This window comes from Pseudomonas khavaziana (assembly GCF_036704165.1).
Lineage (GTDB): Bacteria > Pseudomonadota > Gammaproteobacteria > Pseudomonadales > Pseudomonadaceae > Aquipseudomonas > Aquipseudomonas khavaziana.
This window is the reverse complement of the sequence record NZ_CP129946.1, coordinates 2108097-2132028: the sequence shown is the minus strand read 5'-3', so window position 1 is coordinate 2132028 and position 23932 is coordinate 2108097. Positions and strand designations below refer to the sequence as shown.

Here is a 23932-nt window from a genome sequence, read left to right as displayed (position 1 = left end):
CGAACCAGTCGGGGATTTTTTATTTGCGATCAATCAGCCAAAGGGCGGATCAATCTTCGCGGTAGCGACGCAGCTTGAGCTGCTTACCGGCAACGCGAGTGTCTTTCAACTTGGCCAGCAGTTTTTCCAGGCCGTCTTCCGGCAGCTCCACCAGGGAGAAGCTGTCACGCACCTGGATGCGACCGATGGCTTCACGCGCCAGGCCACCCTCATTGAGGATAGCGCCCAGCAGGTTCTTGGCAGCGATACCATCACGCGCACCCAACGCGGTACGGCAACGTGCACGGCCTTCGGCCAATGGCACCGGAGCACGACGCTCACGATCACCACGGTCCGGACGGTCGCCGGAACGCTCTGGACGATCACCGCGTGGCGCGCTGTTCGGCACCAGTGGGCGCTCTTTCTCGATGGCGGCCAGGGTCAGGGCCTGACCGTTGGTGGCTTTGCGCAGCAGGGCTGCAGCCAAGGCACGTGGGGTGCAACCGATATCGGCGGTCAGGCGGTCCAGCAGGTCGCCGTGGGTCGATTCAGCGTCAGCCACCAGGGGGGCCAGGCTGTTGGTCAGTTTCTTGATGCGGGCATCGAGAACGGCCTGGGCATCCGGCAGGCGGACCTCGGCAACTTTCTGACCGGTTACACGTTCGATCACCTGCAGCATGCGGCGCTCACGTGGAGTCACCAGCAACAGAGCACGACCTTCGCGACCCGCACGGCCGGTACGGCCGATACGGTGAACGTAGGACTCTGGATCGTACGGCATGTCAACGTTGAACACGTGGGTGATACGTGGAACGTCAAGGCCACGGGCAGCAACGTCGGTCGCCACAACGATGTCCAGGCGGCCATCCTTGAGGGAGTCGATCACGCGCTCACGCTGGTTCTGGGCAATGTCACCGTTCAGCGCAGCGGCCTTGTAGCCTTTGGCTTCCAGGGCACTGGCCAGGTCCAGGGTCGCTTGCTTGGTGCGCACGAACATGATCAGGGCGTCGAAGTCTTCGACTTCCAGCAGGCTCAATACAGCCGAGGTCTTCTGGTCAGCGTGAACCAACAGGTGAGCCTGTTCGATCGCGGTAACGGTCTGGGTCTTGGTCTGGATCTTCACGTGTTGCGGATCGCGCAGATGGCGCTCGGCAATGGCACGGATCGACTGCGGCAGGGTGGCCGAGAACAGTACGGTCTGACGGGTTGGAGGCAGCGCCTTGAAGATGACTTCCAGGTCATCCATGAAGCCCAGCTTCAACATTTCGTCAGCTTCGTCCAGAACCAGGTGGTTCACGGTCGACAGCACTTTCTCGTCACGACGCAGGTGGTCGCACAGGCGACCAGGGGTGGCGACAACGATCTGTGCGCCATTGCGGATGGCTTTCAGTTGTGGGCCCATAGGCGCGCCGCCGTAAACGGCCACAACGGTCACGCCCGGCATTTGCTTGGCGTAGGTTTCGAAAGCGGTTGCTACTTGCAGCGCCAACTCACGGGTTGGCGCCAGGATCAGGGCTTGCGGCTCGCGCTTGGCAGGATCGATGCAATGCAGGATAGGCAGGGCGAACGCGGCGGTTTTACCGGTACCGGTTTGCGCCTGGCCAATCATGTCTTGGCCGGCCATGATGATCGGGATCGATTGCTGCTGAATAGCCGAAGGTTCTTCGTAGCCAGTCGCGATGACGGCAGCAAGAATGTTCGGGTTAAGATTAAAAGCGGCGAAGCCGCCGGTTTCCTGGGTCATGGGTCTGCCTCTAAGTGCATCCGCAAAGACCCATGCTCCAAAGCTGCGCATGCCGTGTTGAGACTCAAGAGTCGCCCTGGCTGCTTTGTCGGCGGGGATTTGCGAAAACGAATGAATGAAAAAGATTCGTCAAGGAAGAGTCCGCTGTGCGGACGTGCAGCCGAAGCTGACTTCGGGGAATTGCGCTACCTAAACGCGGCCCGGTTAAAGGCCGGCGCGCACTATACCGGAAATACTTGAAAAAGGGAGCTTTTTTTATCGCCAGGCACCGATAAACCGCACTGCGTCACGGTTTTTGCACATATCGGTGACAGGGTCTATTTTTCAAAAGCCCGGCCCTGTTGGTGATGACGCTTAATCGGTTCACCTTCCATTGGTCTGAAACCTTTCCCTGCCCGAGGGCAAACCCGATGAATCAAGCCAGCAGCAGCCGTGTCAGCCGTGAACTGCAGGGTCACGTCCTGCTTTTAGGCCTGGATCGAGTCGCCAAGCGCAATGCCTTTGATCTGGACTTGCTCAATGAACTGAGCCTGGCCTATGGCGAATTTGATCGACATAACGAAGCACGGGTCGCCGTAGTATTTGCCCACGGCGACCATTTCACCGCCGGCCTGGATCTGGCCAACGTCAGCGGAGTGATGGCAGGAGGCTGGCAACCGCCGCTGGGAGGTTGCGATCCGTGGGGCGTTTTCGCAGGCCCCAGGGTCAGTAAACCGGTGATCGTCGCTGTCCAGGGCTACTGCCTGACCATCGGTATCGAATTGATGCTCGCTGCGGATATCAATCTGTGCGCTAGTAACACCCGCTTTGCGCAGATGGAAGTGCAGCGTGGAATTTTTCCGTTCGGCGGCGCGACATTGCGCTTTCATCAGATCGCCGGCTGGGGCAATGCAATGCGCTGGCTGCTCACTGGCGACGAGTTCGACGCCCATGAAGCCTTGCGCCTGGGTTTGGTGCAGGAGGTGATGGCCAGCGAAGACCTGCTGCCCCGCGCCATCGAGCTGGCCAACCGAATCGCCCGCCAGGCGCCGCTCGGCGTGCAAGCGACGTTGATGTCGGCCCGCCAGGCACGCATGGAAGGCGAAGCCATCGCCGCCGCCGCGTTGCCGCCGATGGTGGATAAGCTGCTTAACAGCGAAGACGCCAGGGAAGGTATGCGAGCGATGGTGGAGAAGCGGCCGGGGGTGTTCAAGGGGATTTGAATATCAACAGCGATGGCCTCATCGGGGCATGGGTATCTACACAACTCTGACGTAGCAACTGTCAGTAACCACGATGCGAAGCGAGCCGCCGTTGATCTTGATCTGCTTTTGATCTTGATCTTAGGCGCCCCGTTAAACCACGCTGGCCGTAATTCGACAGGGATTTGGGGGGTAAACCGGCAGGGATGCCGGTTTAGCCGCCCCGCGCCATGGATGGCGCGTGGCGGCGCCCCCCCCCAAATCCATGGCGAATTACGGGCACACCGAGCCTGGGCGAGGTGCCGAGTGGTGGGGCATGTACGGGACAACCACATGGGTTACAAAAAAGTATCTCTACATAGGTGACACTTTTATCGAAACGTACCCGTTCTTTGCCTCTCTAGCATAGACCCGGCCTAGGATCACCGGACCGAAGATCACCTCCCATATATCCTCACCAATCATCTCCATTCCAATGGTCTGATGCTTAAGCACATTAGCGATGTAAATCCGCAGACCTGATCGATTGATAATTCCATTGCTGTCAGCCAGGTAACACTCTATGTGACTTGGATAACTCATTTCGGGTAGCTTTTCTGGGTAAGCCCGGGTCGAGGGCGAATAGCAGGAAGCAGGCGTTTTTTGATCAAGCGCCTCGTGCCCTCGCTCGTAATTGTAGTGCTGCATAAAACGGTTAAAGTGTTTCTGCTGAGCCTCCCAAGGAATCGCTGGCGGTTGTGGCAGGGTGCTTTTCAGCGTTCGGTGCATGCGTTCGTGACGCCCATTCTGATCTGGTCTGCCGGGTTCAATTCGCTCAGGAATAATCCCTAACCGCAGCCACCAGATCGACAGCTGCGATAAGCCGGCCTGGCCCGTACTAGCAAATGGCACGCCGTTGTCTGTCCTGATGCGTTCCGGTAAACCGTACTCGCGAAAAACCCGTTCAAAGGTCTGTTGAGTTTCCTTAAGGTTAGTGCTGGGCATGCTCTGACAGGCCAGTAGGAAACGGCTGGCGTGATCCATGATCGTCAGCGGATAGCACCACACCCCCGCGCCTGTCAGAAACTGGCCTTTATAGTCAGCGCTGAAAAGCTGATTGGGCGTTTCCGCCTTGCTCAAGGGTTTGGGGTAGACCGCTACACGCCGCCGAATGCGTTGGGGCGTAATCAGGTCAGCAGCTTTGAGGATGTTGTAGATGGTCGTTTTTGACGGTGGATCCTGATCCGGAAAACGCTTGAGCAAGTCATTCTGGATTTTCTTCGGTCCTGGAGTCGTTTCTCCGATAGAGCGAAGCTCAATGATTGCCTGCCTGACGGCGACGGGCACTACATAGCTCTGATTGTGTCGACAACGACTGCGCTCCTCAAGCCCGCCTGGCCCCTCAGATTCGTATCGTTCGACCCATTTGTAGCCAGTCTTTCGACTGATTTCATAGTCGCTGCACAGTTTACTAAAGGTGTGTTTGCCCTCCAGATAGGAGGCTATGAACATCACTTTAAGATCCATTGGTTTCAGCTCTTTCCAGGGCACGGTCAGATCCTCTCGAAGTCAACCGTGCTAGTTAATAACTGTTACCTATGTGCGTGAACTGATTTGTAACCCATGTGGGTGAGTCATACCGGGCAAGAGCGTTTTGGTTACTTTTGCGCTTTTCAAAAGTGACCCGCTGTAAAAGCGGAACCCTAAGTGGCCGTTGCCCAAATAACGGATATGTACTCAGTCTGATCCAACATCCTGGTCGGCTGTCAGGCCGCCATCGGGGGCAAGCCCTAATGCCAGTCAGTTAAGGCTTTTTTGTAGGAGCGAGCTTGCTCGCGAAAAACTTACAGGCGCCGCGTTCATTCAGCAAACACGCGTTATCGTTGACGTTTTTCGCGAGCAAGCTCGCTCCTACAGAAGGCGATGACCGCTTAACTGACTGGCATTAGGGCAAGCCCCCTCCCACATTTGACTGCATTCCAAATGGGTGTACGCGCGCACATGTGGGAGGGGCGGTGCGACGATTCGACTTGCCCCCGATGGCGCCAGAGCAGACAACTAGGTTGCCGGCCGAATAGCCTTGATCAATGGCTGCAACGAATAACCCAACCGTGGCGCCAAGGCTTCGGCACGAGCCGAAAGCGCCTCCAGGTCCAACACCTGGTCCAGCTCCGAAGGCACCAAAAGAATCACATTGCCCTCTTTCACCGGCAGCTCCCAATAGTGTCGGTGATACAACCCACGCAGCAACGCTGCGCCCAACGGCTTGCCATCATCGGTGGCCCACTGGTTGATCACCAGCCAGCCGCCAGGGTTGAGCTTCTTCTGGCAGTTTTCCAGAAAGGTCCAGGCCAAATGGCCCACGCCCGGGCCGACATCGGTATACAGGTCGACGAAAATCAGGTCGGCCGGCTCGGCGGTATCGAGCAATTGCAGCGCGTCACCGATGCGAATGTACAGGCGCGGGTCGTCGTCCAGCCCCAGATACTCAATCGCCAGGCGCGGTACATCAGGACGCAGCTCAATGGCCTCGACATCTTCCAGTGCCAGGAACTTAAGGCACGCCTGGGTCAGCGTGCCAGCTCCCAGGCCAAGGAACAACGCGCTCTCAGGTTGCTCATGGCATAACGCACCGATCAACATGGCGCGGGTGTAGTCGTACTCCAGCCAGCTCGGGTCGGCAGTGAACACGCAGCTTTGCTCGATGGCGTCGCCAAATTCGAGAAAGCGGTAATCGGCCACTTCAAGCACACGGATCATGCCGAAATCATCATGGACTTCAGCCAGCAGGCGCTCGACACGCTCCTCGGTCATCACTACTCCTAAAGGGTTTACCGCACGACAAAGGCGCGATTGTCGGCCAGCGGCCTCAGCAGGTCACGCACTAATTGCTGCTAACATTAGTGCCCGAACATCCACCCATCACACGAGTTCACGATGAGCCAACCCTGGAGCCCCGACAGCTGGCGTGCCTTGCCGATCCAGCAACAACCCCAGTACCCGGACGCTGCGCACTTGCTGCAAGTGGAGCAGAGCCTGGCCAGCTACCCGCCGTTGGTGTTCGCCGGGGAAGCCCGTGAGCTGCGGCGTCAGTTTGCCGAGGTGACCCAGGGGCGCGCATTCCTGCTGCAAGGCGGCGATTGCGCCGAGAGCTTTGCCGAGTTTTCCGCCGCAAAAATCCGCGACACCTTCAAGGTGCTGCTGCAGATGGCCATTGTCATGACCTTCGCCGCCGGCTGCCCGGTGGTGAAAGTCGGACGCATGGCTGGCCAGTTCGCCAAGCCGCGCTCGGCCAATGATGAAACCATCGACGGCATCACCCTGCCCGCCTACCGCGGCGACATCGTCAACGGCATCGGTTTCGACGAAAAAAGCCGTGTGCCGGACCCGGACCGCCTGTTGCAGTGCTATCACCAGTCCACCGCCACCCTCAACCTGCTGCGCGCCTTTGCCCAGGGCGGTTTCGCCGACCTGCACCAGGTGCACAAGTGGAACCTGGACTTTATCGCCAACTCCGCCCTGGCCGAGAAGTACAGCCAACTGGCCGACCGCATCGACGAGACCCTGGCCTTCATGCGCGCCTGTGGCATGGACAGCTCGCCGCAATTGCGCGAAACCAGCTTCTTCACTGCCCACGAAGCATTGCTGCTCAACTTTGAACAAGCCTTCGTGCGCCGCGATAGCCTGACCAACGACTACTACGATTGCTCGGCCCATATGCTCTGGATCGGCGACCGCACTCGCCAACTGGACGGCGCCCATGTCGAGTTCCTGCGTGGCGTGAACAACCCGATCGGCGTGAAGGTCGGGCCGAGCATGAACCCGGATGACCTGATCCGTCTGATCGACATCCTGAACCCGGACAACGACCCTGGCCGCCTCAACCTGATCGCCCGCATGGGCGCGGGCAAGGTCGGCGACCACTTGCCCCACCTGATCCGGGCCGTGCAGCGCGAGGGCAAGCAGGTGCTGTGGAGCTCCGACCCGATGCATGGCAACACCATCAAGGCCAGCAGCGGCTACAAGACTCGCGACTTTGCGCAGATTCTCGGCGAGGTGAAAGAATTCTTCCAGGTGCACCAGGCCGAAGGCAGCTATGCCGGCGGGATTCATATCGAGATGACCGGACAGAACGTCACCGAATGCATCGGCGGCGCACGGCCGATCACCGAAGACGGCCTGTCGGACCGTTATCACACCCATTGCGACCCACGGATGAACGCCGATCAGTCGCTGGAGCTGGCGTTCCTGATTGCCGAGACCTTGAAGCAGGTCAAAAGGTAGGAGCGAGCCAGCTCGCGCCTACACCAGTGCCGCCCTTAACCGGGCGGCACTGGGCCGCTGGCAATTGAGCTGGATCTGCTCCAGCCCCAGCCAGTCGGCCATCTGGCGCAGGTTCAAGGCCAGCGCCGACATGCCTTCGTCATCCAGGCCCAGCTCTTCCTCGTGCACCGCATGCACCGCCAGGCGCCCATGGGCACGCTCGGCCCGCAGGTCGACGCGGGCGGCGATCCGCTCATTGTGCAGAAACGGCAGTACGTAGTAACCGTACACCCGCTTGTCCTGTGGGGTGTAGATCTCCAGTCGATAGCGAAAATTGAACAAACGCTCCGTGCGGCTGCGCTCCCAGATCAACGAATCGAACGGTGACAGCAAGGCGCTGGCCGCGACTTTGCGTGGCAACTTCGGCACCGGCAGGCAGTACGCCGGTTGTTTCCAGCCCTGCACCTGGCACGCCAGCAGCCGCCTATCCTCGACCAACTCGGCCACGCGCTTGCGGCTGTCGGCGGGGTCGAGGCGGAAGTAATCGCGCAGGTCCTTCTCGGTGGCGACGCCCAACGCCGTTGCGCTATGCAACAGTAAGCCACGCTGAGCGTCGGCCTCGGTGATGACGGTTTGAAGAATCTCGCCGGGGATAACACGCTCCGGCAAATCATACAGTCGCTCAAACCCCCGCCGCCCTGCGACGGTGACCAAACCGGCGGCAAACAACCATTCCAGCGCGTGCTTTTCATCACTCCAATCCCACCAGGGCCCCGCGCGCTCCTCACGAGTCGACAAACTGCCCGCCCCCAGGGCGCCCTGCTGCTCGACAGTGTGCAGCACGCGCTGGATGGTCGCCTGCTGTTCACGGCCGAAACGCGCCATCTGCGCATAGATCCCCTGCCCCTGCCTGGCCCGCTCCATGCGCCAGCGCATCAGCGGGTAGAGCGACATGGGCAGCAGCGAGGCCTCATGCCCCCAATACTCGAACAGCGAACGCCGCCTGCCCAGGCTCCAGGCCGCTTGTTCAAGGATCAACGGGGAATAATGGCCCAGGCGGGAAAACAACGGCAGGTAATGGGAACGCACCAGCGCATTGACCGAGTCGATCTGCACGACACCCAAGCGGTCGATGAGCCGATTGAGGTGCGCGGCTTTTATCTGGGCAGGCGCCTGGCGCCCGGAAAAACCCTGGGCGACCAGCGCCACGCGTCGAGCTTGCTTGAGTGAAAAAGACAGGTCGGCGGGCATAGGGCTCTCCATGGAAACTCGCCCTCTACCCTACTGCATCCTGGCTTATTTGCGCAGCGGGTCTTCCCAGAAATGCCGATGGGTTTCCTGCGCTATGTCGGCACGGTTGAGCCCAATGTCCTTGAGCGCATCATCGCTCAAGGTCGCCAGCAACTGGCGCTCCTGATGCAGCATCTGCCAACGTGCAACCGTATGAAACAGGCCGGTAAACGGCCATTTTTGCAACAACACAGAACCTCTTTGACCTTTCATCTTCTCGCCCTCCAGTGGGGATGACGAAAGTGTGGGCCTGGCGCTATGATCAATCCAACGAATGTTTCTTATGCAATACATCTCTGAGATTGATCAATTGTCTGGCTACCCGAGCATCGACACCGAAGTGCTGCGCACCTTCGTCGCCATCGCCGACCAAGGTGGTTTTACCCGCGCCGGCGAGCTGGTCAACCGCACTCAATCGGCGGTGAGCATGCAGATGAAGCGCCTGGAGGAAGATGTACTGCAGCGCAAGCTGTTCGAGCGCGATGGAAGGCAGGTACGGCTTACGCCCGAAGGCCAGGTACTGCTGGGGTATGCGCGGCGCATCCTGAAGCTGCACAGCGAAGTGTTCAATACCCTGCGCGAGCCCCATATGGTGGGGCTCGTACGCATCGGTACGCCAGATGACTATGTGATGCGTTTCCTGCCGGGGATCCTGAAGCAGTTTTCCAAAGCCTACCCACTGATTCAGATTGAGATGCACTGTGAGGCGTCCTCCGTGCTGATGCAGCGGCGAGACCTGGCCCTGACCGTGATCAGCCGCGAGCCTGGCAATGATATTGGCGAGTTACTGCGCACTGAACGCATGGTCTGGGCAGCATCACCGTGCTTCTGCGTGGATGAGCATGACGCGCTACCCCTGGCGATTTCCGGCGATGACTGCCTGTACACCCATTGGGCGCGTGCCGCATTGGACGCAGCTGGACGCGATTACCGCCTGGCCTACCACAGCTCCAACGGAGCGGCGATCCAGGCGGTGGTCAGTGCTGGCCTCGCGGCGATGGTCAGCATGGAAAGCCTGGTCACCGAGGACCTGCGGGTGCTCGGCAGCGACGAAGGCTTTCCACCGTTGCCGTCAATGAACCTGCGCTTGCTGCGTAATCCACAGATGACGTCACCGATCACCGAATGCCTGGCCGAGTACATCGTCGAAGGCTTCAAACTTTAAACGTCAGCATCACCGCACACACCACTAGGAAGCCACAAAACAGCCCGCGCAACAGCCGCTCCGGCAATGCATGGGCCACTTTCACGCCCCAGCTGATACTGAGCAGCCCCCCCACCGCCAGCGGCAGGCCGATCATCCAGTCCACCTCGTGGTGCCAGGCGTAGGTGACCAGGGTCACGCCGGTGCTGGGCAGCGCCAAGGCCAGGGACAAACCCTGGGCCACCACTTGAGTGGTGCCGAACACGCTGGTGAGCACTGGCGTGGCGACTACCGCGCCCCCTACCCCAAATAATCCACCCATGGAGCCGGACGCTGCGCCCAACACGCCCAGCCAGGGCCAGGAGTAGCGCATCTGCGCCGTTGGCGGCGCGTTGCGGGTAAACATGCGCAGCAGGTTGTAGGCCGACAACGCCACCAGGAACGCAATAAAGCCGATACGCATTGCCCCGGCATCCAACCCCACTGCCCAGATCGATCCCAGCCAGGCAAAGCAAAAGCCCATCACGCCCAGCGGCAAGGCGTGGCGCAGCTCGATACGATTACGCTGGTGATAACGCCACAGGGCGAGCATCACATTGGGTACCACCATGACCAACGCGGTGCCCTGGGCTATTTGCTGGTCCAGGCCGAACAACACGCCGAGCACCGGAATGGCTATCAGCCCGCCACCGATGCCAAACAGCCCACCCACGGTGCCCAAAGCCGCACCCAATAACAGGTACATCACTAAATCCAACACCGCTCGCTACTCCGCAATCCCGAGGCTGACATGCTACGCAGTCGGCCCTGGCGCGGAAACGCATAGCAACGCACAATGGCTATGCCGATCCCGCACAAGCGCGCGTCTATGAACCCTAATACGCTGACCGATCAACTGAGCCTGTTTCTCGATGTGATGGAAACCGCTAGCTTTTCCGCTGCCGCACGGCGTCATCCACTGACGCCCTCCGCAGTCGCCCGTCGAATCGACAGCCTGGAACGTTCAGTGGGTAGCCGCCTGTTCCAGCGCAGCACCCACGCGGTGGTGCCTACACCTGCCGGCCTGGCTTTTGCCGAACGCGCGCGGCGGATTGTCAGTGAACTGCAATTGGCGCGGGCCGAAGCGGTGTCCCTGAGCCATGCGCCGGAAGGCTTGATCCGGGTAGATGCACCGGCAGCGTTTGGTCGCCGCCACCTGGCGCCGGTGATCGCGGACTTCCTGAACGTGTATCCAGGGCTGGATGTGCACCTGCACTTGATCGACAGCTTTGTCGACATGCAGGGCGCACACCTGGGCAAGGTCGACCTGGTGCTGCGCGCCGGGCATATCGTCGACACTCGCCGGATCGCTACACCCCTGGCGAGCATCGTGCGCATTGCCTGTGCCAGCCCGGCCTACCTGAAAAACCGCGGCACACCCACCCATCCTCGGGAACTGAACGAGCATGACGGCCTCGATTGGGATGGCCTGGCGCCGATGTTCGCCTGGCGCTTTGAACTGGACGAGCGCCGCACGACCTATCGCCCCCGGCGCATCCGCATGAGCGCCAATAACGCCGAGGCGCTGCTTTCGGGCGCACTGGCCGGGCTGGGCATCGCGCACCTGCCGACTTGGCTGGCCAGTGAATACCTGGTGCGTGGCGAGTTGTTGCCGCTGTTTTGTGAAAACGGCTTGCCCAGCCCGGAAACCGCCGGCATTTACGCGCTGCGCCTTGAACAACAGCCCAACGCACGTAGCCGGTTACTGCTCGAATACCTTAAATCCCGTTTCAGCCCGGTGCCGCCCTGGGATCTCGCATTGCAAAGCGGGTTAGTCTGACCATCCTTGCAGAATTACCTGGCGCATTAAAGATTGGCCCGCTAGATTCAGGTGAAGACATGCTTTTTCGAGGCGCAACCATGAGCAAAAACCCAGCCCCCTGTGAATCGCTGCTGCTGGATAACCAGCTGTGCTTCGCCCTGCACTCCACTTCGCTGTTGATGACCAAGGTCTACAAGCCCCTGCTCCAAGCCCTCGGGCTGACCTACCCGCAATACCTGGCCATGATGGTGCTGTGGGAAGAGGACGGATTGACTGTCGGCGAAATCAGCAGCCGCCTGCTGACGGATCCTGGCTCACTGACGCCGCTGCTCAAGCGCCTGGAAGCCGAAGGCCTGCTCAGCCGCACCCGCAGCCGCGAGGATGAGCGGGTGGTGGTTGTGGAACTGACCGACGCCGGCCGCGCATTGCAGAGCAAGGCCAAGGATGTTCCCCACTGCATCCTGGGCGCCAGCGGGATGCAGCTTGCGCAATTGCGCAAGCTGCAGGCCGACTTGATCGCGCTGCGCGGCAACCTGCAAAGCGCTATCTAAAGTGGGAGGGGCTTGCCTTAATGCCAGTCAGCCAAGGCTTTTTGTAGGAGCGAGCTTGCTCGCGAAAAACTCATAGGCGCCGCATTCATTCAGGAAGCACGCGTTATCGTTAACGTTTTTCGCGAGCAAGCTCGCTCCTACAGAGGGCGATGTACGCTTAACTGACTGGCATTAGGGCCCGCCTCCTCCCACATTGTTTCTCGCCATCCTCGAAAAATATTTATACATTTATATTGCGCGCTAAACATTAGCGCTACACATTGGCCTCACCAACTACTTAGCGCGCAAACATTTAGCGCTACAAACCAAGAGGAACGCCCCATGCAAACGCTCTATACCGCAGTAGCCACCGCCACTGGCGGCCGTGATGGTCGCGCTGTTTCCAGCGATAACATCCTCGACGTCAAACTCTCTACCCCCAAGGAATTGGGCGGCGCCGGTGGCCAGGCCACCAACCCGGAGCAACTGTTCGCGGCCGGCTATTCCGCCTGCTTTATCGGCGCACTGAAATTTGTTGCCAGCCAGACAAAACGCAAAATCCCGGACGATGCCTCGATCACCGCTCATGTCGGCATCGGCCAGATCCCCGGCGGTTTTGGCCTGGATATCGACCTGCACGTCAGCCTGCCGGGCCTGGCCCAGGATGACGCACAGAGCCTGGTCGATGCCGCCCACCAAGTCTGCCCGTATTCCAACGCCACCCGTGGCAATGTGGATGTGCGCCTGCATGTAACGGTCTGAAAAACAGCCGCGCACAAAAAAGCCCGACTCAAGGTCGGGCTTTTTTCGTATCGGTGGGGCCAGAATTACTTCTTGGCGCGACCTTTGTACGAACCACCTTCGCGGGTGTCGATCTCGATCAGGTCGTCGATTTCGATGAAATCGGCTACTTGCAGCTCGGTACCGTTGCTCAGCTTGGCAGGCTTCATCACTTTGCCCGAAGTGTCGCCGCGAGCGGAACCTTCGGTGTAGGCGACCTTACGCACGATAGTGGTCGGCAGCTCCACGGAAACCAGGCGCTCTTCGAAGAAAATAGCTTCGCAGACGTCTTCCATGCCTTCTTCGATGAACGGCAGAACGGCTTCGATATCTTCAGCGTTCAGCTCGTACATGGTGTAGTCAGTGGTGTCCATGAACGTGTAGGTGTCACCGCTGATGAAGGACAGGGTCGCTTCCTTGCGGTCGAGGATCACGTCGTCCAGTTTGTCATCGGCGCTGTAGACGATCTCGGTCTTGTAACCGGTCAGCAGGTTCTTCAGCTTGGTCTTCATGATTGCGCTGTTACGACCAGACTTGGTGAACTCAGCTTTCTGAACCAGCCAAGGGTCGTTTTCGAGACGGATCACTGTACCGGGTTTCAGTTCTTTACCAGTTTTCATTGCATATATCCGAAATTTGGATGGGATTTACAAAAATCAAGGTGGCGTATCATATCCAACTTTCATAAAACTGTACCAGCGCCGTCGCAAGATCGGCCTGCAAGCCTTGTTCCAGACACCAGTTCTCGGCGTGCTCATTCACCTCGGGCCAATGTTCCAAGAGCATTTTCCAGGCCTGCGCCATATCGCCCTCGGTGTTCCAGGCTTGCCAAAGTGCGATGACAGCCGCTTTGGCGGCCGGCGACAGTGCGACGGTGTACAGCGCCAGGAAGGCATCGAGCTTGTCGAGGTGGATGTCTTCGTCCTGGCGATAGATGTGCCATAGCAACGGCCTCCCCGCCCACTGAGCGCGCACGAAGGAGTCCTCGCCGCGCACCGCGTTGAACGCGCAACACCAGAGCAACCGGTCGTATTGCTCCTGGCGTACGAAGGCAATGACCTGCACCGTCAGCGCGCCGCGCACCTGGATGTCGCCCGCCGACAAGCTGCTCACGCCCAACCAACGTTGCACATCCCCCAGGATGCGCCCTTCCGGCACCAGCAAGTGAGTCGCGCACCTGTCTGCTGCAAGCACGTCCAACCAGCTGGCCAACCCGGGGTTCTCGTAAGCGAACAGCGACATCAGTCGTGCATCGGCCGCCGGCGCTACCCCCAGGGTTTGCAGGAATTGTCGCTGCGCGACGTCATCTAGCTGAAAAGCCTGGCGCCGCTCCAATAACCCGGCTTCACGCAACAAGCCGCCGGTGCCCGGGCGAAAGCCGGGAAAGAAAAAGTACTTCTGCACGCCCTTGAACTTCACCGAAGGCAAACGGTGACAGCCCACCACCCAATCTTCGGCGCTGAGATAGTCCAGGTTCATCCACAACGGCGGTTGCTCACGCTCGGCCATGCGCTCCATGTACTCCGGCGGCAGCTGGCAGGCGAACGCGGCAATCACCACATCGGCTGATTGCGCGCCTGACCATTGCGCAGGCCAGTGGCGCACTTCGACACCTTCCTGCCACTGCTGGCTCACCTGCACATCAATCTGCGGACACATGCGCTCGAAAGCCCGCAGGTCATCGACCCACAAGCGCACTTCACAGCCATGTTCCACTACCAACTGCCGGGCCAGGCGCCAGGTCACGCCGATGTCGCCGTAGTTGTCGACGACGCTGCAAAAAATATCCCAGCGGGCTTTCATTCCGGGCTCCATCGATCAAAGACTCGATTGTCCGCATAAATGCACCGATGCAGAAGGCTTGTTCGCGATTTTCTGCGTGGCGGCTGTGCGACAATCGCCATCACGCCGTTAAACCAAGCCAGGAGGCCATCATGTCGGACCGTCCGTTGTCGCTGCTCAAGCTCTGCCTCGCCATTGCAGCAGGCCTGTGGCTGGGGTTTATCGCCATTGCGCTGACCACATGGTTGGCGTCTCGCTACCTGTTCCCCCAGAGCCTGGCACCCGTGGCCCAGGCGGTTGAGCAACTGGGCAAGCCAGCCGCTGCTGTGCCGGAGCCGCCGAACCGCATGTTCGAGCAATACCAGCAGAACCTGCAAAAGCAGGAACAGCAGCAGGCCCTGGACCAGGCCCGGAATAATGCGCGCAACCTGTCCAACCCCAAATGCCAGTTCTGGCTGCAACAGGACCAGAACGCCCCCAATGAAAAGTCTCGGGCCAATGTCCTGCAATTCTGCGATTGAAGACCATGAATAAACACGCCGTCCTCCAGTTGATCCTGGAAAAACTCGCCGTCGACCTCGATATCGCCCAACGTGCCGCGCAGACTGCCTACGAAACCGCGACTCACGAAGAAAACATCGCCGAAAACAAATACGACACCCTGGGGCTGGAGGCGTCTTACCTGGCGGCCGGGCAGGCCAAGCGGGTCGAGGAAATCAAGCAGTCGCTGGCGCTGTGCCAGAACCTGCAGCTACGTGCTTTCGATGATCAGCGAGGTATAGAGATTGGCACACTGCTGGGCCTGGAAGACGAGGATGGTCGCCAGCAATGGCTGTTCCTGGCGCCGGACGCCGCAGGTTTGAAAGTCGCTGTGGTCGGGCAACCGGTGACCGTCATCACCCCGCGCTCGCCCCTGGGCAAAAGCCTGCTGGGCAAGTTTGAAGGGGATGAGGTGGAGATTCTGGTGGCAGGCGCCCGGCAACTTTTTACGGTTACCGAGGCCAAATAACGCCTGTAGGAGCGAGCTTGCTCGCGAAGAACGCATGGACACCACGTCAACCCTGGTGCCCCGCATTATCGTTGACGATTTTCGCGAGCAAGCTCGCTCCTACAGGGGCAAGCGTGATCAGTGAACCGGCAGCTCGACGCCGTCGAAGAGCTCTTCCAGCTCTTGCTTGTTGTGGCACTGGATCGCCTTGGCCATGACTTCGCGGGTCAGGTGGGGGGCGAATTTCTCGATGAAATCGCACATGAATCCGCGCAGGAAGGTGCCACGGCGGAAACCGATCTTGGTCACGCTGGACTCGAACAGTTCGCTGGCATCCAGCACCACCAGGTCTTTGTCGAGGTTGGTGTCGACCGCCATCTTGGCGACGATGCCCACACCCAGGCCCAGGCGTACATAGGTCTTGATCACGTCGGCATCAGCGGCAGTGAACACCACCTTTGGCGTAAGGCCACGGTGACTGAAGGCTTCATCGAGCTTGGAACGGCCGGTAAAGCCGAACACGTAGGTCACGATCGGGTATTCAGCCAGGGCTTCCAGGGTCAGCTTCGGCAGCTTCGCCAAAGGGTGACCTTGAGGCACGACCACGCAGCGGTTCCAGCGATAGCACGGCATCATTACCAAGTCGCCGAACAGTTCCAGGGCTTCGGTGGCGATGGCGAAATCGACAGTGCCATCGGCGGCCATCTCGGCGATCTGCATCGGCGACCCCTGGTGCATGTGCAGGGCCACGTCGGGGTATTGCTTGATGAAATCGCGGATTACCGGCGGCAATGCATAGCGCGCCTGGGTGTGGGTGGTGGCGATCGACAGGGTGCCTTTCTTCTCGTTGGAGAATTCCTGGGCAATCTGCTTGATGCTCTCGACTTTACGCAGGATTTCGCCGGCGGTAGTGATGATGCGCTCGCCAGCCGGGGTGACACGGGTCAGGTGCTTGCCGCTGCGGGCGAACACTTCGACGCCCAGCTCGTCTTCGAGCAGGCGGATCTGCTTGCTGATACCGGGTTGCGAGGTGTAGAGGCTTTGAGCGGTAGCGGAAACGTTGAGGTCGTGGTGCGCCACTTCCCAGATGTAGCGCAGTTGTTGAAGCTTCATATCAATCCCTCAAAGCAGATAGACGCCACGGGTATCAGCGACGGTATATAACTATATTAAAGGTAAGACGGATAAATCTAGAACTTTTTATCCTTTTCTACCGGTCAACTATCCTCACTGCGCCGATGTTGCAGCGACGGCACCAGGTAGACCGGCACCGGGGACAGCTGCAATACCCGTGCAGCGGTGCGCCCAAGGGGCACGGTCACCTTGGTTGCCTGGCTGTGACTACCTACGATCAGCAAGTCGACGGACAGTTTTCGCATCTGGTCGAGAATCACCTCGCAGGGGTCCCCCTGGATCACCCTGACCGAGCGAATCAATTGCAAGTCCTGCTCGCCCTCCCCCAACTCCTCGCGAAAGCTGTCCAGCACACGTTGTTCAATCGTCGCCATGACCGTGCTCAACCCCTGGCTCTGCCATTCACTCAGGGCCTTCTCATCAAGGTAGCTCTGTAGCACCGATTCGGCGAACAGCCCGATGGGCTCGACCACGTGGATCACGTAGAGGTCGGCTTTGAACGTCCGCGCCAGCGCCAGTGCATGTTGCATTACATACGGTGCATACAGACCCAGGTCCGTGGCGTACAGCATCGAACGAATCATAGAACCTCCTGGACTGCCAGGATGGCGGCGATTGAATGAGCTTAGCAGCTAGCTCTCGGTCTGGATTTTCAACTCATTACTGATGCCATGGGGCACGTGCCCGGTGGCGACCACCTCCCTGGCTTTCTCACAATGTCCGGCTTGGTCATCGAAAAATACATCGGCGGCGAAGGCTTCCAGGAACGCGGATTTTTCCAGGCCACCGAGGAACAGCGACTCGTCCAGACGGATATCCCATTCGCGCAACGTACGAATCACCCGTTCATGGGACGGTGCCGAACGGGCGGTGACCAGCGCCGTGCGAATCGGACAGGCGTCATCGACAAACTCGCGCTGCAACAAGTTAAGCGCTGCCAGGAAGCCCTTGAACGGGCCTCCGTGCAAAGGCTGGCGCGCCGACTCGCGCTCACTGGCCTGAAAAGCGACCAACCCACCGGCCTGATAAACGCGTTCGGACTCGTCGGAAAACAACACCGCATCGCCGTCGAATGCGATGCGCAATTCTTCACTCGATGCCCGACGTGCACCGCCCGACAGAATCGTTGCCGCCGCAAAGCCGGCGTCGAGCGCGCTGCGCACATCTTCAGCATGGGTTGAAAGAAACAGATGACAACCAAAGGCGGCCAGGTATGGGTAGGGACTACGCCCTCCTACGAAAGCGGCGCGGGAAATATCCAGCCCGTAATGCTGGATCGAGTTGAACACCCGCAGGCCGGTATCGGCGCTGTTGCGCGACACCAGCACCACCTCGACCCGGGCCCGACCCAGGCTGACGTTGAGGCTCAGCAGCTTCTTGACCAGCGGGAAAGCGTCACCCGGCTCAAGGGTTTCTTCCTCGTGCTCGATCTGGTACTTGCGGTAAGCCTCCACCCCTTCGGCCAGGTACACCTTGTGGCTGTCGCTCAGGTCGAACAGTGCCCGCGAAGAAATCGCCAGCACCAGCTTGTCACCCAATCCCTTTGCCATGGTGTGTCCCCCAATCAGCGGTTGTGCCGATCCATAAAACTCAAGGCCTGGTACAACGCCTGCATACGCGGCAGTTCGCAACCGGCCGCCCTGGCAGCGGCCAAGGGGCGGGCATAGATAGCCGCCAACTCCAACGGGCGCTTGTGCACATAGTCGTGGTACATGCTGGGCAGATAGTCGTCCATGGTTTCGGTCATGGCGAACATCTGCCCCGCATAGCTGGAAGGAATCTCATGGCCGCAGGCGCGGGCGCCCTGCACCACCTCGGCCATCAGCGCCTGGATCAATTCACGGCTGGACTCGTCAGCCATCATGGCCGTGGTGCCCGTGCCCAGCAAGACCGAAAGGCCGTTATAAGGCACGTTCCAAACCAGTTTATGCCAGCGCGCCTGATGCACATTGGCCATGGCCTGCGACTCGATCCCGGCGTGGTGGAACAGTCCGGCACCGGCTTCGACAATTGCCTTTTGCTGCGCCTCATCATTGGCGGCCGTACCGCTGTGATAACCCAGGTTGACCCGGCCCAGCGCCTGATGCTCGACCACCCCGGGGGCGGAGCGGTGCACACCGATGTAGCACAGCCCGCCCAGCAGGTGCAGCGACGGCGGCAGGTGTTCACGCAGGCTGTCCTCCACATCGAGGCCGTTTTGCAACAGCACCACCTTGGCCCCCGGTGCCGCGACCTGGGCGATGGTCGGGGCCAGGTCGACGTTGCCGGTGGACTTGGTACCGACCAGCAACCAGTCGCACGGCGGCATGTCGGCGGCACTGGCATAGGCCTGTACCGGGTGCAGATGCAGGTGGCCATGCACCGTGCTGTTGAGGTGCAGGCCATGCTCACTGACCGCTGCGTATTCGCTGCGCAACAGGAAATGCACATCGAAACCGGCACGCGCCAGCATCAATCCGTAGAAGCCACCAATGGCGCCGGTGCCGATGATGCCAATACGTGGCGACGGGGACGCAACTACTGTCATGGCAAATCCTCTGGTAGGCGGGTAAGCGCCTGGTTTACGCATTCGGCGAGGTCGGATACTGTAAGACGTGTCTGTAATTGCCCGAGGAACTGACCCTCGCACACCAGGAACAACGTCGGCAAATGAAAGATCTGGTAGCGCTCGACCGCACCGCCGTTGTCCCCGGCATCGACCCAGCACACACGGTCCACCGGCAAGCGCCAGCCCGGTACTTGCTGGCGCACCCAGCGGCAACTGGAACAACCGACACTGGTGAACACTACCAGCGAAATACCTGGCAATCCCAGCAATTGCTGGTCAATATCCAGGTCGGTCAATTCCAGTTCCTTCACTATACTGCTGCCACTGCCGTCAATTGGACGGCGCTCGGAGTCCGTGTACATGGGTCGTTTTTTACCTCACCCTGATGATGTCGCTGTCGAGTTGATCCAACGTCCCTCTCCTGCCTTGCCCCGCCAACGCCTGCACACTATCGGCCGCGGCGGCGTCGCCTGCAATTGGCCGCGGGCCTGGCGCCCGGGCACGGCGGTTGACCTGCATATCCCCTCCCTGGGGCCCAGCGCCCGTTATCCAGGCTACGTGGCATGGTGCCGCAAAGTCGAAGACGGTTATCGCATCGGCATTTGCTTTGCCGATGAACACGCCTTGTTCGGTGCCCGAATGGGTGAGCAAGTGTGCCAGATCGAACGTCATTGCCGCCTGCACGAAAACGCCGAGCCCACGCCGCAGCAACTTGAAGCCATGGCCCGCGATTGGGTGTCGCGCCACGCCGGCGAGTTCTCCCATGAGGCGGTTGTGCAGCCAGCACTGGATTAAACCGGGCTTTGCCCATTGTCGCGGGCCCGTGTAACGCGCTAAGGTTCCTCCCCCCTGCATTCAAATCATGCTGTGCCCGCCGCACGGGGATGGCTGGCGGCCGGCACCCGTGACCCTGGCGAGTAACACGATGGCTGATTTACCGATCAATGACCTTAACGTCGAATCCAACGAGACCCTGATCACACCCGATCAGCTCAAGCGCGAAATTCCCCTGAGCGACGCTGCCCTGCAGACCGTCACCAAGGGCCGCGAAGTCATCCGTGACATTCTCGACGGCACCGACCACCGCCTCTTCGTCGTGATCGGGCCCTGCTCGATCCACGACCTCAAGGCCGCCCACGAATACGCCGAGCGCCTCAAGGTGCTGGCGGCGGAGGTGTCCGACACCCTGTACCTGGTGATGCGCGTTTACTTCGAGAAGCCGCGCACCACCGTCGGCTGGAAAGGCTTGATCAACGACCCGTACCTGGATGACTCGTTCAAGATCCAGGATGGCTTGCATATCGGTCGTAAATTGCTGCTGGACCTGGCCGAAATGGGCCTGCCCACTGCAACCGAAGCCCTGGACCCGATTTCTCCGCAGTACCTGCAGGACCTGATCAGTTGGTCGGCCATCGGCGCACGCACCACCGAATCCCAGACCCACCGCGAAATGGCGTCCGGCCTGTCCTCGGCCGTAGGCTTCAAGAACGGCACCGATGGCGGCCTGACCGTCGCGATCAACGCCCTGCAATCGGTCTCAAGCCCTCACCGCTTCCTGGGCATCAACCAGGAAGGTGGCGTCTCCATCGTCACCACCAAAGGTAATGCCTATGGTCATGTGGTGTTGCGTGGCGGCAATGGCAAGCCCAACTATGATTCGGTCAGCGTCGCCCTGTGCGAGCAAGCGTTGAACAAGGCCAAGATCAAGCCGAACATCATGGTCGATTGCAGCCACGCCAACTCCAACAAAGATCCGGCGTTGCAACCATTGGTGATGGAAAACGTTGCCAACCAGATCCTGGAAGGCAACCAGTCGATCATCGGCTTGATGGTCGAGAGCCATTTGAACTGGGGTTGCCAGGCGATTCCAAAGGATCTGGCCGACTTGCAGTACGGCGTGTCGATCACCGATGCCTGCATCGACTGGGCGGCCACCGAAACCACCCTGCGCAGCATGCACGCCAAGCTCAAAGACGTACTGCCCAAGCGCAAACGCAGCTGAACCACGCACTTTTCCTGAATCAGGCATACACAAAAACGCCGGGCTAAGCCCGGCGTTTTTTTGGCAACAGATCAGCTACAGCTTCGCGGCATGGCGCTGGTGACGCTCCATATAGCGTTCGACATAGGAGCACGACGGGATCACCGTGTAGCCGGCCTCTTCGGCAAACTTCAGGGCTTCCTCGGTCAACGCGGCCGCAATGCCTCGCCCTCGCAGCGCGTTGGGCACGAAGGTGCGATAGATATCCAGGGTCTGCTTCCCGAGGTCCATATAGGTCAGATAGGCACGATGACCGTCCACATTGGTCTCGAACTGATGACCAGCCTGGTCATGGTGGATGGACAACGCCTCGCTCATCACTACTCCTCGCGGGTCTAAGATTGCGACCCCTACCTTACCGATGTTTTTCCGGCGAAGGAACATCTACGCCACCCCGTGCCGGTTTCGACAACGAGAAAACCGTGAGCGCTCACAACCAGCACGTAGGGAATAGTAGGCACCAAACCCGCAATTGCTCAAGGCGCACTCATCATTCCCTGCTCTGGGTGGTTATAGAAAGGGCCTCGATCAACCGGTGATCGATAGCCTGAACATTGCCGGCAGTTGAACCTTGAGACGAACTGCCGCTCTTAAAGTCACCTCTAGATGGGTAAAAGATGCCAGCCGGAGTAAAGCCACACAGAACGGAAGTGCCCGCTTCGTTATATAAAATTTCATCTGTTTACAAGGCTTCACACATGCGGGCCGGCCCTTTCAGCATGGATCCAATGCCTGTCGAGATAGAAAAAATTGGACAGTTTTTATACAGGCGTCCAAAAGATTAGCCAAAATAGATTCGGCACAGGAATTTTTTTTGCTTCTTGCGCAACGTCAGTTTACTTACTACAAGTAATGGGTAGTATGTACGCCGGCTATTAGCTCACCCTGAGACAGTAGCCATCTAATTGAAAGTCCTTGAAGGGGAACACGATGAACAACGTTCTGAAATTCTCTGCTCTGGCTCTGGCCGCAGTTCTGGCTACCGGTTGCAGCAGCGTCTCCAAAGAAACCGAAGCTCGTCTGACTGCAACGGAAGACGCAGCAGCTCGCTCCCAGGCTCGTGCAGACGAAGCCTACCGTAAAGCTGATGAAGCTCTGGCTGCTGCTCAAAAAGCACAACAGACTGCTGACGAAGCTAACGAGCGCGCCCTGCGCATGCTTGAAAAAGCAAGCCGCAAGTAATAATCCTTCGGGGTTGTTATCAAGCCGATCCATGTTTGGATCGGCTTTTTATTGCCTTTGATTTGGCGCGCGCCACCTGTAGGAGCGAGCTTGCTCGCGAAGTTGGTCAACGATGACGCGGGCGTGCTGAATTACCGCGGCGCCCTCAGGTTTTTCGCGAGCAAGCTCGCTCCTACAGCAGGTCGGCCGGCGTGGTGGAGGCCACCGGCGCCGCGCCCGGCACACCAATCTCAGTAGGTAAACCATCCTCGGCGGCAACCACGTCACGCACCTGGTCCCAGTTCACCCGCAGGTTATTGGCCAGGTCTTCACGCTTGAGCAAAGCGTTGATCACCGCCGTGTGCTTATCGACCACGGAAGGGGTGCCGTCATCGTTCAACGGTGTATGGGCCTCAAGGTAGACCTTGCCGCCACTGCTGCCGAACTTGTAGGCATCGTTGATGATGCGCACCGACGTGCCCACCGGCACCATGCCGGCCATCTCCAATACATTGTTATTGAACATGCGGAAGCAACCGTGACTGGTGCGCGTGCCGATACCAAACTTCATGTTGGAGCCGTGGATCAGATAACCCGGCGTGCCAAGGGTGAACTTGAACGGCCCCAGCGGGTTATCCGGGCCGGCAGGCACCACGTTGGGCAACGGGTCACCATTGGCCGCGTGCTCGGCCTTGATCGAGGCCGGTGGCGTCCAGGTCGGGTTTGGCGTCTTGGCGATGATACTGGTATGGGCAATCGGCGAGCCCCAGCCTTCCCGGCCAATGCCCAGCGGGAAAGTGTAGACGACGTCCTGGCCCTTTGGATAGTAGTAGAGTCGGTATTCCGCCAGGTTGATCACGATGCCTTCCCGTGGACCGGGCGGCAGAATAAAGCGTGTCGGTAGCACAATCTCAGTCCCCGCCCCCGGCAACCAGGCATCGACGCCCGGGTTGGCCGCGACCATTTCCGAATAGCCCAGGTCATAGGTGGTGCCCAGGTCGGCGAAGGTGTCTTCGTACTTGGCCTTGATCACCTGGACCTGGCCGACAATGTCCTCGCCCGGAGGCGGCAAAGGCAACTGCAAGGCTGCCGCCGAACCGGCCGCACAGAGCGCAGCGAGAGACAGGCAGCAGGTGACGACGGAAAGGCGCGACAACATCCGGAAAATCCTTCGCAAGACGACGGGTAGGTAAAAAATGATTGTATACGGCTTCGCGGCAGCAAGCTTCAAGCTGTTTTTATAGCTCGAAACGCAGCTCCGGCCAGATCGGCGGCGTACCACGCTTTTGCGATTCGAGGATCGCCCGGCACAAGGGGCACAAGCGCTGGTCCTGGAAAATCGAGCGAGTCACCGAGGACCAGCGTGGTTGCGCCGGCAGTAAAGTGCCGCAAAGCGTGCGATCGATCGAACCGCCCAACTCCAATTGACGCGCCACCAGATGCACCCGCACTTCCTGGCAGGCGAACAGATCCAGCTGCTCGTCCGGCTCGATCAGTTGGTAGTTAAACAGGGACCAGGCAGGGCGCGACATCGAGGGCTCCAGATCAGGGGGGCGCCACCTTAGCCGAAAGCCTGCCGGTAGAAAA

At 59.5% G+C, this 23932-nt stretch carries 27 protein-coding genes and 1 pseudogene; 12 read left to right on the top strand and 16 right to left on the bottom strand.

The annotated features are described in order from the left end of the window. Positions 1-49 precede the first annotated feature (49 nt). Positions 50-1723 (bottom strand): DEAD/DEAH box helicase, encoded by a 1674-nt coding sequence (locus QYQ93_RS09500; protein WP_043050461.1) that lies wholly within the window; start codon positions 1721-1723, stop codon positions 50-52. Positions 1724-2133: 410 nt separating this feature from the next. On the opposite strand from QYQ93_RS09500, the gene QYQ93_RS09495 reads away from it, so the two are divergent. Then, positions 2134-2925, top strand: a complete 792-nt coding sequence (locus QYQ93_RS09495) for a crotonase/enoyl-CoA hydratase family protein (RefSeq protein WP_043050462.1) — start codon at positions 2134-2136, stop codon at positions 2923-2925. A 333-nt stretch (positions 2926-3258) separates the two neighbouring features. On the opposite strand, the gene QYQ93_RS09490 is transcribed toward QYQ93_RS09495, so the two are convergent. Together QYQ93_RS09490 and QYQ93_RS09485 are read right to left on the bottom strand one after the other, a co-directional pair. Further along, a complete protein-coding gene (locus tag QYQ93_RS09490; RefSeq protein WP_338474990.1) occupies positions 3259-4434 on the bottom strand; it encodes an IS481 family transposase in 1176 nt (391 codons plus the stop codon). A 507-nt stretch (positions 4435-4941) separates the two neighbouring features. Next, positions 4942-5697, bottom strand: coding sequence for a spermidine synthase (locus tag QYQ93_RS09485; protein ID WP_043050813.1), 756 nt, complete (start codon positions 5695-5697; stop codon positions 4942-4944). Positions 5698-5820: 123 nt separating this feature from the next. Between QYQ93_RS09485 and QYQ93_RS09480 the strand changes: the two genes are divergently transcribed. Continuing rightward, positions 5821-7167: a class II 3-deoxy-7-phosphoheptulonate synthase gene (locus QYQ93_RS09480; protein ID WP_043050812.1), complete on the top strand. Its 1347-nt coding sequence runs from the start codon at positions 5821-5823 to the stop codon at positions 7165-7167. An 18-nt stretch (positions 7168-7185) separates the two neighbouring features. On the opposite strand, the gene QYQ93_RS09475 is transcribed toward QYQ93_RS09480, so the two are convergent. Then, entirely contained in the window at positions 7186-8397 is a 1212-nt protein-coding gene (locus QYQ93_RS09475) for a winged helix-turn-helix domain-containing protein (protein ID WP_338476793.1), read from the bottom strand. Positions 8398-8442: 45 nt separating this feature from the next. Next, positions 8443-8649: a DUF1127 domain-containing protein gene (locus QYQ93_RS09470; protein ID WP_043050810.1), complete on the bottom strand. Its 207-nt coding sequence runs from the start codon at positions 8647-8649 to the stop codon at positions 8443-8445. Between the two features lie 70 nt (positions 8650-8719). Here QYQ93_RS09470 and QYQ93_RS09465 point away from each other — a divergent pair, with 70 nt between their 5' ends. Then, a complete protein-coding gene (locus QYQ93_RS09465; RefSeq protein ID WP_217883248.1) occupies positions 8720-9601 on the top strand; it encodes a LysR family transcriptional regulator in 882 nt (293 codons plus the stop codon). Here QYQ93_RS09465 and QYQ93_RS09460 read toward each other — a convergent pair. Continuing rightward, complete coding sequence (locus tag QYQ93_RS09460) at positions 9591-10340, bottom strand: sulfite exporter TauE/SafE family protein (protein WP_338476792.1); 750 nt, start codon at positions 10338-10340, stop codon at positions 9591-9593. The two genes, QYQ93_RS09465 and QYQ93_RS09460, sit on opposite strands and share 11 nt — an antisense overlap. Before the next feature lie 108 nt (positions 10341-10448). Here QYQ93_RS09460 and QYQ93_RS09455 point away from each other — a divergent pair, with 108 nt between their 5' ends. The 3 genes from QYQ93_RS09455 to QYQ93_RS09445 all read left to right on the top strand — a co-directional run bounded on the left by QYQ93_RS09455 (position 10449) and on the right by QYQ93_RS09445 (position 12673). Further along, positions 10449-11399: a LysR family transcriptional regulator gene (locus QYQ93_RS09455; RefSeq protein ID WP_338476791.1), complete on the top strand. Its 951-nt coding sequence runs from the start codon at positions 10449-10451 to the stop codon at positions 11397-11399. Positions 11400-11479: 80 nt separating this feature from the next. Further along, complete coding sequence (locus QYQ93_RS09450) at positions 11480-11932, top strand: MarR family transcriptional regulator (RefSeq protein ID WP_338476790.1); 453 nt, start codon at positions 11480-11482, stop codon at positions 11930-11932. A 321-nt stretch (positions 11933-12253) separates the two neighbouring features. Continuing rightward, complete coding sequence (locus QYQ93_RS09445; RefSeq protein ID WP_034126737.1) at positions 12254-12673, top strand: organic hydroperoxide resistance protein; 420 nt, start codon at positions 12254-12256, stop codon at positions 12671-12673. A gap of 65 nt (positions 12674-12738) precedes the next feature. Here QYQ93_RS09445 and QYQ93_RS09440 read toward each other — a convergent pair whose 3' ends face one another. Beyond that, positions 12739-13311 (bottom strand): elongation factor P, encoded by a 573-nt coding sequence (locus QYQ93_RS09440; RefSeq protein WP_003172723.1) that lies wholly within the window; start codon positions 13309-13311, stop codon positions 12739-12741. Between the two features lie 49 nt (positions 13312-13360). Beyond that, the gene (earP, locus tag QYQ93_RS09435) at positions 13361-14494 is read right to left on the bottom strand and encodes an elongation factor P maturation arginine rhamnosyltransferase EarP (RefSeq protein ID WP_043050805.1); all 1134 of its coding nucleotides are present in this window, start codon (positions 14492-14494) and stop codon (positions 13361-13363) included. A 131-nt stretch (positions 14495-14625) separates the two neighbouring features. Here earP and QYQ93_RS09430 point away from each other — a divergent pair, with 131 nt between their 5' ends. Next, on the top strand, positions 14626-14994 hold the full coding sequence (locus QYQ93_RS09430; RefSeq protein ID WP_043050804.1) for a hypothetical protein: 369 nt from the start codon (positions 14626-14628) through the stop codon (positions 14992-14994). Between the two features lie 5 nt (positions 14995-14999). Continuing rightward, complete coding sequence (locus QYQ93_RS09425; protein ID WP_043050803.1) at positions 15000-15482, top strand: GreA/GreB family elongation factor; 483 nt, start codon at positions 15000-15002, stop codon at positions 15480-15482. A gap of 117 nt (positions 15483-15599) precedes the next feature. On the opposite strand, the gene cysB is transcribed toward QYQ93_RS09425, so the two are convergent. The 5 genes from cysB to QYQ93_RS09400 all read right to left on the bottom strand — a co-directional run bounded on the left by cysB (position 15600) and on the right by QYQ93_RS09400 (position 19505). Continuing rightward, positions 15600-16574, bottom strand: coding sequence for an HTH-type transcriptional regulator CysB (gene cysB, locus QYQ93_RS09420; protein WP_003189876.1), 975 nt, complete (start codon positions 16572-16574; stop codon positions 15600-15602). A gap of 104 nt (positions 16575-16678) precedes the next feature. Then, on the bottom strand, positions 16679-17179 hold the full coding sequence (locus tag QYQ93_RS09415; protein ID WP_043050802.1) for a universal stress protein: 501 nt from the start codon (positions 17177-17179) through the stop codon (positions 16679-16681). 48 nt (positions 17180-17227) lie between these two features. Continuing rightward, a complete protein-coding gene (locus QYQ93_RS09410) occupies positions 17228-18145 on the bottom strand; it encodes a 5'-nucleotidase (protein ID WP_043050801.1) in 918 nt (305 codons plus the stop codon). Between the two features lie 14 nt (positions 18146-18159). Beyond that, positions 18160-19122, bottom strand: coding sequence for a putative 2-dehydropantoate 2-reductase (locus QYQ93_RS09405; protein ID WP_338476789.1), 963 nt, complete (start codon positions 19120-19122; stop codon positions 18160-18162). Continuing rightward, the gene (locus QYQ93_RS09400; protein ID WP_338476788.1) at positions 19119-19505 is read right to left on the bottom strand and encodes a thioredoxin; all 387 of its coding nucleotides are present in this window, start codon (positions 19503-19505) and stop codon (positions 19119-19121) included. The genes QYQ93_RS09405 and QYQ93_RS09400 overlap by 4 nt, the downstream gene beginning before the upstream one ends. Here QYQ93_RS09400 and QYQ93_RS09395 point away from each other — a divergent pair. Together QYQ93_RS09395 and QYQ93_RS09390 are read left to right on the top strand one after the other, a co-directional pair. Continuing rightward, a complete protein-coding gene (locus tag QYQ93_RS09395) occupies positions 19504-19938 on the top strand; it encodes a PilZ domain-containing protein (RefSeq protein ID WP_043050798.1) in 435 nt (144 codons plus the stop codon). The genes QYQ93_RS09400 and QYQ93_RS09395 overlap by 2 nt on opposite strands. Positions 19939-20068: 130 nt before the next feature. After that, positions 20069-21145 carry a 3-deoxy-7-phosphoheptulonate synthase gene (locus QYQ93_RS09390; RefSeq protein ID WP_005786414.1) on the top strand — a complete coding sequence of 359 codons (1077 nt, stop codon included), beginning with the start codon at positions 20069-20071 and terminating at the stop codon, positions 21143-21145. Positions 21146-21220: 75 nt separating this feature from the next. Here QYQ93_RS09390 and QYQ93_RS09385 read toward each other — a convergent pair whose 3' ends face one another. Continuing rightward, entirely contained in the window at positions 21221-21502 is a 282-nt protein-coding gene (locus QYQ93_RS09385) for a GNAT family N-acetyltransferase (protein WP_003189869.1), read from the bottom strand. Between the two features lie 612 nt (positions 21503-22114). On the opposite strand from QYQ93_RS09385, the gene oprI reads away from it, so the two are divergent. Continuing rightward, entirely contained in the window at positions 22115-22366 is a 252-nt protein-coding gene (gene oprI, locus QYQ93_RS09380) for an outer membrane lipoprotei OprI (protein ID WP_003172710.1), read from the top strand. A 51-nt stretch (positions 22367-22417) separates the two neighbouring features. Then, positions 22418-22543: pseudogene (locus QYQ93_RS09375) on the top strand (outer membrane lipoprotein carrier protein LolA); the annotation flags it as partial. On the opposite strand, the gene QYQ93_RS09370 reads toward QYQ93_RS09375, so the two are convergent. Both QYQ93_RS09370 and QYQ93_RS09365 read right to left on the bottom strand, forming a co-directional pair. Then, positions 22539-23504, bottom strand: a complete 966-nt coding sequence (locus tag QYQ93_RS09370) for a L,D-transpeptidase family protein (protein ID WP_338476787.1) — start codon at positions 23502-23504, stop codon at positions 22539-22541. The pseudogene QYQ93_RS09375 and the gene QYQ93_RS09370 sit on opposite strands and share 5 nt — an antisense overlap. Before the next feature lie 79 nt (positions 23505-23583). Next, on the bottom strand, positions 23584-23877 hold the full coding sequence (locus tag QYQ93_RS09365; protein ID WP_043050796.1) for a hypothetical protein: 294 nt from the start codon (positions 23875-23877) through the stop codon (positions 23584-23586). Positions 23878-23932 lie beyond the last annotated feature (55 nt).

Bases quoted from the DNA above. Each gene is read 5' to 3' on its own strand.
- QYQ93_RS09500 (WP_043050461.1), bottom strand. From the start codon at position 1,723: ATGACCCAGGAAACCGGCGGCTTCGCCGCTTTTAATCTTAACCCGAAC.
- QYQ93_RS09495 (WP_043050462.1), top strand. From the start codon at position 2,134: ATGAATCAAGCCAGCAGCAGCCGTGTCAGCCGTGAACTGCAGGGTCAC.
- QYQ93_RS09485 (WP_043050813.1), bottom strand. From the start codon at position 5,697: ATGACCGAGGAGCGTGTCGAGCGCCTGCTGGCTGAAGTCCATGATGAT.
- QYQ93_RS09480 (WP_043050812.1), top strand. From the start codon at position 5,821: ATGAGCCAACCCTGGAGCCCCGACAGCTGGCGTGCCTTGCCGATCCAG.
- QYQ93_RS09475 (WP_338476793.1), bottom strand. From the start codon at position 8,397: ATGCCCGCCGACCTGTCTTTTTCACTCAAGCAAGCTCGACGCGTGGCG.
- QYQ93_RS09470 (WP_043050810.1), bottom strand. From the start codon at position 8,649: ATGAAAGGTCAAAGAGGTTCTGTGTTGTTGCAAAAATGGCCGTTTACC.
- QYQ93_RS09465 (WP_217883248.1), top strand. From the start codon at position 8,720: ATGCAATACATCTCTGAGATTGATCAATTGTCTGGCTACCCGAGCATC.
- QYQ93_RS09455 (WP_338476791.1), top strand. From the start codon at position 10,449: ATGAACCCTAATACGCTGACCGATCAACTGAGCCTGTTTCTCGATGTG.
- QYQ93_RS09450 (WP_338476790.1), top strand. From the start codon at position 11,480: ATGAGCAAAAACCCAGCCCCCTGTGAATCGCTGCTGCTGGATAACCAG.
- QYQ93_RS09445 (WP_034126737.1), top strand. From the start codon at position 12,254: ATGCAAACGCTCTATACCGCAGTAGCCACCGCCACTGGCGGCCGTGAT.
- QYQ93_RS09440 (WP_003172723.1), bottom strand. From the start codon at position 13,311: ATGAAAACTGGTAAAGAACTGAAACCCGGTACAGTGATCCGTCTCGAA.
- earP (WP_043050805.1), bottom strand. From the start codon at position 14,494: ATGAAAGCCCGCTGGGATATTTTTTGCAGCGTCGTCGACAACTACGGC.
- QYQ93_RS09430 (WP_043050804.1), top strand. From the start codon at position 14,626: ATGTCGGACCGTCCGTTGTCGCTGCTCAAGCTCTGCCTCGCCATTGCA.
- QYQ93_RS09425 (WP_043050803.1), top strand. From the start codon at position 15,000: ATGAATAAACACGCCGTCCTCCAGTTGATCCTGGAAAAACTCGCCGTC.
- cysB (WP_003189876.1), bottom strand. From the start codon at position 16,574: ATGAAGCTTCAACAACTGCGCTACATCTGGGAAGTGGCGCACCACGAC.
- QYQ93_RS09415 (WP_043050802.1), bottom strand. From the start codon at position 17,179: ATGATTCGTTCGATGCTGTACGCCACGGACCTGGGTCTGTATGCACCG.
- QYQ93_RS09410 (WP_043050801.1), bottom strand. From the start codon at position 18,145: ATGGCAAAGGGATTGGGTGACAAGCTGGTGCTGGCGATTTCTTCGCGG.
- QYQ93_RS09405 (WP_338476789.1), bottom strand. From the start codon at position 19,122: ATGACAGTAGTTGCGTCCCCGTCGCCACGTATTGGCATCATCGGCACC.
- QYQ93_RS09395 (WP_043050798.1), top strand. From the start codon at position 19,504: ATGGGTCGTTTTTTACCTCACCCTGATGATGTCGCTGTCGAGTTGATC.
- QYQ93_RS09400 (WP_338476788.1), bottom strand. From the start codon at position 19,505: ATGTACACGGACTCCGAGCGCCGTCCAATTGACGGCAGTGGCAGCAGT.
- QYQ93_RS09390 (WP_005786414.1), top strand. From the start codon at position 20,069: ATGGCTGATTTACCGATCAATGACCTTAACGTCGAATCCAACGAGACC.
- QYQ93_RS09385 (WP_003189869.1), bottom strand. From the start codon at position 21,502: ATGAGCGAGGCGTTGTCCATCCACCATGACCAGGCTGGTCATCAGTTC.
- oprI (WP_003172710.1), top strand. From the start codon at position 22,115: ATGAACAACGTTCTGAAATTCTCTGCTCTGGCTCTGGCCGCAGTTCTG.
- QYQ93_RS09370 (WP_338476787.1), bottom strand. From the start codon at position 23,504: ATGTTGTCGCGCCTTTCCGTCGTCACCTGCTGCCTGTCTCTCGCTGCG.
- QYQ93_RS09365 (WP_043050796.1), bottom strand. From the start codon at position 23,877: ATGTCGCGCCCTGCCTGGTCCCTGTTTAACTACCAACTGATCGAGCCG.